This window comes from uncultured Lactobacillus sp. (genome assembly GCF_947367085.1).
Lineage (GTDB): Bacteria > Bacillota > Bacilli > Lactobacillales > Lactobacillaceae > Lactobacillus.
The window spans coordinates 1-9,778 of record NZ_CANBCP010000062.1; the positions used below are offsets into that span (position 1 = coordinate 1).

Below are 9,778 nucleotides of genomic sequence, written 5' to 3' on the forward strand. Positions count from 1 at the left end.
CTTTAGCCGTAAATAGCCGTCTGAATCAAGCTGATAAACTAAAAAGGTCACGACTTTTTTGTCTTTATTGCTCCATTTGGCTAGGCGAATTTGACTTAACAAATGATCTACTAGACTTTCTGAATCAGCTTCAGCGATCCAATCCAAATTCTGCAGTTCATTTTTTGGACGCTTTAAGCTGATAAAAGGATTAGCTTCACTAAAATCTTCAATGACTTTCTTTAAATCGTTTGCACCATAAGTCAAAACGGCCAGATTCTGTCTTAATTTAGACGACAAAAAAAGCCGCGTCACCAGTTTTTCTTGCACCTTAAGTGCCATTTTTTGAGACTGTGACATCGACTTTTCTCCTTACTATAACTAAATACTTACCATCTGAATCCGCATGATATTTTTATTCATCGAGATATCCTCAATAATATCAGCATAGTTCATTGAGTGTGGGATTTCTATATCATAAATATTAACATATATTAATCCCTCAGGCTTTTGAGTTACCTTAAAGTTGACATTAGTTACAGTAATATGATGTTTTTCAAAATAATTCTGAATAAATTCTTTTGTTTCAACCTTATGTTTATATTGAATTTCGAGTTTCTTCATCGCATGAACCTGGATTAGCCTTTTTGAAAAGACTAAAACAAGGACTACGAAAATTGCACCTGTAATTCCAATTGTGTAATCTCCCATACCAATAGCCAGTCCAATCCCAGCTACTGCCCATAAACTAGCAGCTGTTGTTAAACCTAATACCGTCCGATGCTGAACTAAGATAGTTCCAGCTCCTAAGAATCCAATTCCGGAGACTACTTGAGCAATCAATCTAGCTTCATCTGCTCTAACAATGCCTGCTAGCTTAGGCTGATGAATTATTGCATCATAGCCAATCTTTTCTTGAATTAAGGCAATGATACATGCTCCAGCACATACTAAAGCATGTGTCTTGATACCAGCAGGTCGATTTTTATGTTCACGATCATAACCGATGACACTGGCAATTAATACGGCTAACGTTAGACGTAAGACTATCTCGTAAAGTGTCACCGCCATGTGCATTAGACCACCCCGAGTAATCCTAAAGCAATAGAAAGAACTAATACACCAAGTAAGATCCAGTTAACGTTAACTTTCTTGGATAATAACCAGTAACAAACTAAAGTAACAATTAATGGAACTAAGCCAACCCATAATTGGTCAAGGTAAGTTTGAATCTTGATTGGTTTTCCACCTTCAATTGGAATACTTAACTTAGATTCAAATTTAACCATCGTAGCGGTCATACAGCCAATCATTAAAAGTCCTAAAGTAGATGCTGCCTTATTCAATAACTTCATTGAGCCGCTCTTATACATATCTTGGATGAATGTATCACCAACAGTAAAGCCCATGTAAGTTAAGTAGTAACGAGTAGCAATTGAAGGGATGTTGTAGATTAATAAGAATAAAATCGGCCCTAAAATTGAACCTTGACTAGCTAAACTGATACCAACACCAGCTGCAATAACTCTCAAAACTCCCCAGAAGATGGAGTCACCAATACCTGATAAAGGACCCATTAAGGAAGTTTTGATGGCAACTGTTGAATCAGGATCAAAGTTTGGATCTTGTGCTGTCTTTTTTTCCATAGAAGCAACAAGTCCCATAACGAAGGTACCCACGTTTTGAGTGATGTTATACCAAGTGGTATGACGCATCATTGCCTTACGGTGTCCTTCTTTATCATCTTTAAAGTATTCGTCTAAAGCTGGCATGATGGAATACATAAAACCAGGAGCGTGAGCCTTAGTGGCACCGGCACGGCTTGCAAAAACAGTAAAGGAGCGCCAAAAGATTCTGTTTATGATTTTTTTGTCTTCAGGTGAGACGTTCTTTGTTATTTTCATGAGAAAAAGTCCTCCTCTTCTTCATCCATTGAGTCTGTTGTTTCTAAATGAGGTGTTGCAGAAGCTACTGGCGCAGCTTTTTGCTTGTTTTCAATATTCATAATTTGCTTATCGCGAATCCATTGTAAGACTACAATGATAATTCCAAGTGCAGCTACTGCCACTGAAGGTAGTTTTAAGTATGCTGCTAAAACAAATCCTAAGAAGTAGTATGGTGATAATTCTTTACTCCATAACATTCTCATCAAGATCGCAAAACCAACTGCAGGAAGTAAGCCACCAGTTGCAGCAAGTCCGGCCATCAGATTTGCAGGAATTTGATTTACTAGGTGTTGAACTGGACGAGCACCAGCTAATACTGCGAAAAATGTAGCAAGTGAGAAAGTAAAGTAGTTAATAAACCACATTCCAAAGTGAAGTCTCGTTAACCCCTTTGGATTATCGTCACTAGCCACTTTATCAACTAGTGGAGCAAAGATGTTCATTACAACGTTCTTTAAGAACATTGAGATAAAGGCAGCAAAGACTCCGATTGGCACAGCCAAAGCTAAAGCGGCCTTAGTATCTACGCCTAAAGTAATAGCAAAAGTTGTTGCCAAAACTGTGGCAGTTACAGGTTCTGAAGAAATGGCACCACCAATATCAACGGCTCCCATAAAAATCGCTTCAAGTGAAGCTCCGATTAAAATACCTGTTCTAATGTCACCGAACATCATTCCGGCAACCATTCCTACAACCAGCGGTCTTTCAATCATTGTTTGTCCCCAGAGCCAGTTACCACCCAAACAGACAAACACACAAATCGCTGCTAGCGTCGCTGTATGTAACATAGTTATGTCCTCCTATTCTTTATTTAGCATCCTTTAACAATGAAGAAATTGGAGTTTTCGCATTGTTTGGCACAATTTGGTGGAAAACTGGAATATCTAAAGTTGCTAACTTCTTTAAAGCAGCTAATTCATCTGGTGTCATCATTAAAGTAGAAGATAATTGAATCGCATCATCTGCATCCTTGGTAAAACGACCAACATTTGCGACATTGATTCCTTCGATATCTTTAACATTTTCTGCAATTTTTAAGGCATCTTGTACATTATTAGTTAAAGCAAAGATTCTCATATTTGCGCCTTTAGGATTATTGAAAACCTTAATTGCATCATCAACATTTCTAATTAAAAGTTTCTTTCCTGTTGGTGTTGCCATTTTTAAAGTCATTTGGACCATTTCATTATTTGCTGCATTATCATTTGCAACTACGATTCCCGGCGTATTTAATTCTTTAGTCCAAACTAATGCCACTTGTCCATGTATTAAACGATCATCAACTCTCAATTGTGCAATCATAATTCTTTCTCCTTTAAAATTCTCTATTCAAAGAAATCATTCACGGTTTCTTTTTCTTGATCTTGTTGACTTTGTGGTATTTCTAACAGCTCTACTTGACTTTGGACAATCAGATCTTGTAGATGCTCTTTTGTCAAAGGTTCACTGTCTAAAAGCACTGACATAATGATTGCCAAATTCATTTGAGTCACAATAAAAATATCTTTTTGATCTGCAGCTTCTAGCATTACTTTTTGATTAACACTACCACCTTTAAGATCGGTGAAAATTACTGCTGGTCTTTTGGCACTCTTAATAAATTCTTCAATTTGGGGAGTATAGTCACTGTCATCCACATATGCATCAATGACTTTTACTTTATTCCCCATCCCAGTAAGAATTTCTAGGGAACTTTGAAGGCCACTAGCAAAATGTCCGTGACTTGCAATTAAAATATCTGTCATGTTTTTATCTCCTCTCTTTTTATCCTTTACACCTATTTATTAGCAAAAAGTGTGCCAAGTTCTAAAAAGCGCCTCATGACGGCAAAAAAAATAAAGTGTTTATTTTTTAAACACTTTATCAATACATAATTAAACACTAATTGTCTTTTGACTAATTTCTTATGATTCTTCTATAAATTGCCGAAATAGCTCATACAGCAGGGATATCTCATAATTTGAGATTTTGATATTGTATTTCATTTCTACTGGCTGAAAAATGCTATGGGAAATTTTGAAGAAATCTTTCTCTTCATCAGTTTTTGGTTCAACTTTAATTTCAGCGTTTTTTTGAACCATTAAACGTTCAATCATCAAGGCAATATGCATATAGAGGTTCAGCCTAACTTTACCGTCTAAATTTAAACCATAATAACTCTCGTATTTGCTATTAATTTCTTCCACTTGACGAATAACAACGTCAGGATTAAGAAATGATAATCTCTCTGAAATCCCTTCTTTAGAAAAGAAGCGCAAAATCTGCTGACTGAAAGTTTCGATCTCTTCACCAGTCATATATGGCGCAAGCCAGCGTTTTAAGTTATTTGCACCAGTTTTATCAAGAAGACTATACAAATTCATGTGTTTAAAGCCGACCGGCTCTAAAATATCTAAAGTCGTTAATACAAATAAGGTCCGATCAAAGTAAGACCAATCCTGACTCTTAATTTTTTCCTTCAAAGATCCATAATCTACAGGAATCACTTTAATTTGATTGGGTAAAAATGGCTGAATAATTTCACTAACCTTTTCAGCAATCCCCAGTCCTGAGATACAAGAAATCAAAATATTTGGAGATTGAGAAAAACCTTCATAATATTGGACATCAATTCCATAATCGGATTCTGCATTTTGTGCAATTTGTTTAAAAGGACGATTTTGTTGCATCTTTAATGCTAAATCAAGCCCAGTTAAAGTCGTCAAGTTATTTACGACTAGTAAGTCGCCATCAAGATGGGAGCTTATTTCTGAATATAATTGGCCTAGTGATCCCATATCCACCATCAAAATAAAGCCATTTGTAGTATTAAATGAAGAAATTAATTTTTTAGCTTCTTCAATAATTGGCTCAAGTCCAGTATCCACCGGCATATCAATGGCATCAAATATGTACGTTCCACAAAGAGAATTAACTACCGTTTGAATACTAGTAGCCGTACTTTCACCGTGGGCGACCATTAAGCCACGTAATTGAATATTTTCATCAACATGATCACTTAATAATAAAGCCAGAATCAAAATTAACGATTGCTCGCTTTTGACAGACAATTGTGGCACTTTTTTATAAAAGGTTTTTGCCACGTGGAGCGAGCGTGGAATAATATTAGAAAATTTTTCAGTTAGTAACTGGATAGTATTTTCATCGACTTGAAAATGATAGCTATAAAGTAAATACAAAACTGGCTCTAAATAACCTGTCTGACTCAGTCCAAATTGATTTTCAATAACTTTTTTAAATAAACTCTGATGCTGCAAGTGCATCCCCGATTTTAAGGCCCACTCAGGAACAAACTGCTTCAAATTTTGAATAGAGAGTTTACACTTAACTGCCAAATCATGAGAATAGTTTTCTTCTAATTGAGCAAGCTGGCTCTGAATACTCTCTAAATTTTGCTGGATCAAACTGCTTTGATGACGCTCAAGTGGTGCTTGAGGATCCACAAAAATATTAGAATAATCTTCAAATCTCGGTAAGTCCTCTAACATCAAGTTCGACATCTCTAAGTGAATAATATCGCTAGAATCTTGTTCATGATAAGCGGCAGCACATGAAACTTGAATTATATTTTTTAGATAACCGATATTTCCTGAATGTTTAATTTGTAAGAGAGCTGAGACAACATACCTATCAACATCGATTTTTTTGTTTATTGTCTGCGCTTCTTGATAAAAAAGATAGCGTAATAACTCCAAACGCTCATCAATCGGTCTTTTGATAAAGTCCGGCAAACTCACATGAACTGGAATTCTTCTTAAAAAAGTCGTCAGCAAGACTTTTTGTGGATCTTCAGTAGTTGCTAAAATTAAACGGACTTTTGCCTTGATAGGCTTAACATTGTCGCCCATTGCATAAAATTCACCAGAATCAATAAATGAAAATAGTTTTTCCTGATTTTCACTGCTCAAACGGTGTACTTCATCTAAAAATAAATATCCACCATCAGCTTGTTTTAATAAGCCGTCTTTTGTTTCATCAGCACCGGTATAAGCTCCTTTCACATAACCAAAGAGCATACTGGAGACAAGTTCGGGGTTATTGGCATAGTCAGCACAATTAAGAACGATATAAGGAGCATTAGCTTTAATCACTTTTTTATCTTTAGCCAAATTAGCGATCTTACTTGCCAAGTAGCTTTTACCTACACCAGAATGTCCTGTGATTAGAATATTTAAACCATCAGGTGGGTATAAAACAGCCGCCGAAATTTGGTTAATCACATGCCGTATAGAACCGCGATAGCCGATGAAATTTTTAAAAGTATTTTTATGTAGAATCGGGGTAGCATTTTTTTGCCATTTCACTGGACGACCAGCAATTTTTTGAATCTCGCCATCGCGAACCAAATCATTTAAGTAGTGACTAATAACTGAACGAGAAAGATTTAAATCAGATGCAGTTGACTGGTTGTTAGAGGCTGATCACTTTTTAATTGATTGATATAAGCTAAAACCTGATCGCGTGCTTTGTCCATAAATACCTCCGTATAGAAATTAACATTACTATTATATCAGATTTATGTAATCGCTATCAGAGATAATGTATAATATATTCGTAAATTTTGTCACTAATATTGCTTTTATAATGAAATTAAATTAACATTGAGATTAACTAAATATTTTTAGAAAGAGGATTTATTTAATGAATAACTTTTCTCAAGAGCCACAACGCACTACAGTTAATGCAACTGCTGGTTTGAACAGCTTTTTAACTAAAATGTATGGCTTTATGACTTTGGCAGTGTTAGTATCTGCTTTTGTCGCATTCATTGCACCTTACACCTACTTAGTTCCGATGCTAAGACTAGTTTCTCAAAGTCAAATTATGCTTTATGTCTTATTCTTAGGCGTACCAATTGTTTTGACTCTAGTAATCGGATCAAAAGCCACTCGTTCTCCAGGCGTCAGCTTATTTTTATTAATGGTAATGGCTGTCGTTTACGGAGCTGAATTTTCAATTTTGACTTTAGCTTTCTCTGGTCAAAACATTACTTTCGCCTTCGTTTCTGCAGCTGCTGTCTTCATTACTATGGCAGTCTTAGGAACTACTACTAAGAAAGACTTATCTAACTTAGGATCTTATGCTTTTGCTGCTTTGATTGGATTGGTTGTTGCCACTTTGATCAATATGTTCTTAAAGAACCCAATGGTTACTTATGTCTTTTCTTACATTGGCGTAATCATCTTCACTATTTTGACTGCTTGGGATGCTCAAAAGATGAAGAACTTATACCTTCAAACTGAAGGGCAGATTTCTTCAACAGGTCTTGCAGTAGTCGGTGCATTAAACCTTTACCTTGATTTCATTAATATCTTTATCTACTTCCTTCAAATTTTTGCTGGTAGCGATAGAGATTAAATATAATACGATAAGAAAGAATTGCAAAAAGTTGTAGTTCTTTCTTTTTTGTTTTGATTTGTATTCGTGATAAGGTAAAGGTGAATAATATATCAAATATAATAGGAGGATAATTTCTATGTATAATTTTCCACCTGAACAAGACAGACGTTCTATCGTTGACGTCTCAGCCTTGAATTCATTTTTAAGTAAAATGTATGGATATATGGCATTTGCGGTCTTTGTATCTGCATTAACGGCTTATCTAACTATGACAGTCTTTGCTAAACCAATGGCTAGCTTCATGCTGCAGCATCGCTGGGCAATGTGGTTATTACTGCTTTTGCCAATTGTTTTGACATTTGCAATCAGTTTTAATGCGACTCGCAGCCCAGTAGCAAGTTTTATACTATTAATGCTGACAGCTATTATCTATGGTGTTACCTTTGCCTTCATTGCCGGAGCTTATACAGGACAAGACATTGCTTGTGCATTCTTTGCTTCAGCAGCAGTCTTTGTAACGATGGCGATCATAGGGACTGTCACCAAGAAAAATCTTAATCGGATGGGCTCTTATGCCTCAGCAGCTTTGATTGGCTTAATCGTCGCCATGCTTATCAACTTATTTTTGAAAAATCCAATGGTTGATTATATCTTTTCATTTATCGCAGTAATTATCTTTACTATCTTGACTGCATGGGATGCTCAAAGAATGAAGAATATCTATATGCAATTTGGTAGTGAAGTTTCAACAAACGGCCTGGCTGTTTTAGGAGCTCTACAACTTTACTTAGACTTCGTTAACTTATTCTTGCAGTTTCTAACTATCTTTGGCTTCAGCGACAACAATAATAATTAATATAAAAGGCTATCTTTATGATGGCCTTTTATGTTTGGGTACGTCCTATAGCGGACTAAACTTAAATACATTTATCAATTTGTAAATAACATTTTACTGCCCTATACTTAACTTATATGTTTATATAAGGAGTTTTTTATGACTGTCCACATTACAAGTCTTAATGGTATGGCAATGAATAGCGTTGCACAAATAGCCCAACTAATGACAGCTAAAATTGGTTCTCAAATGGGAATGAACGAATTTGGTATCTATGCTTATCATTGGAAAGAAGAACCCGATCAAGCTAGAAGTACGCGTTTTGACGGCATCATTGCCTCTTTAAATCCAGGTGATACAGTCATTATTCAATCCCCAAGTTGGATAGCAATCGAGTGGGATCAAGCATTTATCGATCATATTAGTATTTATCCCGATGTCAAAAAAATAATCTTCATTCATGATATTGTGCCCTTAATGTTTGAAGTTAATCGTTATCTTTTACCGCACTACATTGACTACTACAATAAGGCAGACGTCTTAATTGTTCCTTCTCAAAAGATGTATAATTTTTTGAGAGATAATGGCCTCAGAGAAAAACCTTACGTTGTACAGCATTTTTGGGATCATCCCTGCCAAGTAAATTATTTCATCAGTCCTCAAAATAACAAAGTTATTAACTTTGCAGGAAATGCTGATAAGTTTGATTTTGTTAAAAATTGGAACAACCAAAAAGTAAAACTACAAGTATTCAGCGATCCTGAAAAGAAAGTTCCCGAACAAAACTTAGAATACATGGGTTGGAAAAATGATCCAATTTTAATTGAAGATCTCCGTAGATCTGGAGGTTTTGGTCTAGTATGGTCTGAAGAACCTTATTGGTCCGAATATATGAAAATGAATACTTCTTATAAATTAAGTACATATCTAGCTGCCGGTCTCCCAGTAATTATTAACAGTGATACTCCAGAAGTTGAAACCATTAAACGTAAACAACTTGGAATCATCGCTGATAGCTTAGAAGAAGCTAGAACTAAAGTGCTTCAAGTTAATGATGATGAATATAAGCAAATGTGTGATAATGTAGAATCTTTTGCTAAATTAATCAGAGGGGGCTACTTTACTAAGAAAGCTCTCTCAGAAGCAGTATTTAAATCTCGATATGAATAAAAAATAAGGCTGATAATTTTACAAGCATCAACGTAAAATTATCAGCCTTTTTTCTATTTAGTCTTTTATTATTTGATCTCTGCTACCACTTCATTGTCAAAAGTTGTATCTTTTTTAAGAGTAACTCCCAAATCAAACTCTGCGCTATGTTTATTAGGAAGAGCAACAGCATATAAAGTTTTCATCTTGTACCATTCATATTCTGAATCAATATGACCTAAATCAATTATTTGATTGTCCATATCTCGTAAATCGTCCACCACAACCTTGGCCGTTGGTCCTAACATTACTAGTACTAATCTATTGTCTGCATTTTCTCTAATTGCCGATTCAATTTGTTCTAGCTTACTATATGCATTTTTAGCAGGACAAACGATTCGCTTAATTGATCTAGCGCCTGCAAACAAATCATTTCCTTCACCTGATCTAGTAAGTTTACCTTCAACTATTAAAACATCACGATCTTGCCAAATTGCTTTAAGTTTATCAAACGATTTATTACTTTTAC

General features: G+C 35.4%; 9 protein-coding genes and 2 pseudogenes. 3 read left to right on the forward strand and 8 right to left on the reverse strand.

Going from position 1 to position 9,778, the window contains the following annotated elements:
* From Q0Y70_RS08465 to Q0Y70_RS08495, 7 genes and pseudogenes are all read right to left on the reverse strand, one after another.
* Positions 1-339, reverse strand: a pseudogene (locus Q0Y70_RS08465) (RNA polymerase sigma-54 factor); the annotation flags it as partial.
* Between the two features lie 21 nt (positions 340-360).
* On the reverse strand, positions 361-1,056 hold the full coding sequence (locus Q0Y70_RS08470) for an MgtC/SapB family protein (RefSeq protein ID WP_297819744.1): 696 nt from the start codon (positions 1,054-1,056) through the stop codon (positions 361-363).
* On the reverse strand, positions 1,056-1,883 hold the full coding sequence (locus Q0Y70_RS08475; RefSeq protein ID WP_297819747.1) for a PTS system mannose/fructose/sorbose family transporter subunit IID: 828 nt from the start codon (positions 1,881-1,883) through the stop codon (positions 1,056-1,058). Before Q0Y70_RS08475 ends, Q0Y70_RS08470 begins: the two co-directional genes overlap by 1 nt.
* A complete protein-coding gene (locus Q0Y70_RS08480; protein WP_297819750.1) occupies positions 1,880-2,713 on the reverse strand; it encodes a PTS sugar transporter subunit IIC in 834 nt (277 codons plus the stop codon). The genes Q0Y70_RS08475 and Q0Y70_RS08480 overlap by 4 nt, the downstream gene beginning before the upstream one ends.
* 19 nt (positions 2,714-2,732) lie before the next feature.
* Positions 2,733-3,227 carry a PTS sugar transporter subunit IIB gene (locus tag Q0Y70_RS08485; protein WP_297819752.1) on the reverse strand — a complete coding sequence of 165 codons (495 nt, stop codon included), beginning with the start codon at positions 3,225-3,227 and terminating at the stop codon, positions 2,733-2,735.
* A 23-nt stretch (positions 3,228-3,250) separates the two neighbouring features.
* Positions 3,251-3,670, reverse strand: coding sequence for a PTS sugar transporter subunit IIA (locus Q0Y70_RS08490; RefSeq protein WP_297819755.1), 420 nt, complete (start codon positions 3,668-3,670; stop codon positions 3,251-3,253).
* A 159-nt stretch (positions 3,671-3,829) separates the two neighbouring features.
* Positions 3,830-6,399 (reverse strand): annotated as a pseudogene (locus Q0Y70_RS08495) (sigma 54-interacting transcriptional regulator).
* 167 nt (positions 6,400-6,566) lie between these two features.
* Between Q0Y70_RS08495 and Q0Y70_RS08500 the strand changes: the two are divergent.
* The 3 genes from Q0Y70_RS08500 (at position 6,567) to Q0Y70_RS08510 (ending at position 9,270) form a co-directional block, all read left to right on the forward strand.
* Positions 6,567-7,283, forward strand: coding sequence for a Bax inhibitor-1/YccA family protein (locus tag Q0Y70_RS08500; RefSeq protein ID WP_297819761.1), 717 nt, complete (start codon positions 6,567-6,569; stop codon positions 7,281-7,283).
* Between the two features lie 118 nt (positions 7,284-7,401).
* The gene (locus tag Q0Y70_RS08505) at positions 7,402-8,121 is read left to right on the forward strand and encodes a Bax inhibitor-1/YccA family protein (protein WP_297819766.1); all 720 of its coding nucleotides are present in this window, start codon (positions 7,402-7,404) and stop codon (positions 8,119-8,121) included.
* A 138-nt stretch (positions 8,122-8,259) separates the two neighbouring features.
* Entirely contained in the window at positions 8,260-9,270 is a 1,011-nt protein-coding gene (locus Q0Y70_RS08510; protein ID WP_297819769.1) for a sugar transferase, read from the forward strand.
* Positions 9,271-9,338: 68 nt separating this feature from the next.
* Here the strand turns inward: Q0Y70_RS08510 and Q0Y70_RS08515 are convergent.
* Positions 9,339-9,778 (reverse strand): GT-D fold domain-containing glycosyltransferase (locus Q0Y70_RS08515; protein WP_297819771.1); only part of this gene is annotated, 440 nt, incomplete at its 5' end.

What these genes read in the sequence shown, in the direction of transcription:
- Q0Y70_RS08480 (WP_297819750.1), bottom strand. Translation starts at nt 2,713, where the DNA reads ATGTTACATACAGCGACGCTAGCAGCGATTTGTGTGTTTGTCTGTTTG.
- Q0Y70_RS08475 (WP_297819747.1), bottom strand. Translation starts at nt 1,883, where the DNA reads ATGAAAATAACAAAGAACGTCTCACCTGAAGACAAAAAAATCATAAAC.
- Q0Y70_RS08500 (WP_297819761.1), top strand. Translation starts at nt 6,567, where the DNA reads ATGAATAACTTTTCTCAAGAGCCACAACGCACTACAGTTAATGCAACT.
- Q0Y70_RS08470 (WP_297819744.1), bottom strand. Translation starts at nt 1,056, where the DNA reads ATGCACATGGCGGTGACACTTTACGAGATAGTCTTACGTCTAACGTTA.
- Q0Y70_RS08510 (WP_297819769.1), top strand. Translation starts at nt 8,260, where the DNA reads ATGACTGTCCACATTACAAGTCTTAATGGTATGGCAATGAATAGCGTT.
- Q0Y70_RS08490 (WP_297819755.1), bottom strand. Translation starts at nt 3,670, where the DNA reads ATGACAGATATTTTAATTGCAAGTCACGGACATTTTGCTAGTGGCCTT.
- Q0Y70_RS08485 (WP_297819752.1), bottom strand. Translation starts at nt 3,227, where the DNA reads ATGATTGCACAATTGAGAGTTGATGATCGTTTAATACATGGACAAGTG.
- Q0Y70_RS08505 (WP_297819766.1), top strand. Translation starts at nt 7,402, where the DNA reads ATGTATAATTTTCCACCTGAACAAGACAGACGTTCTATCGTTGACGTC.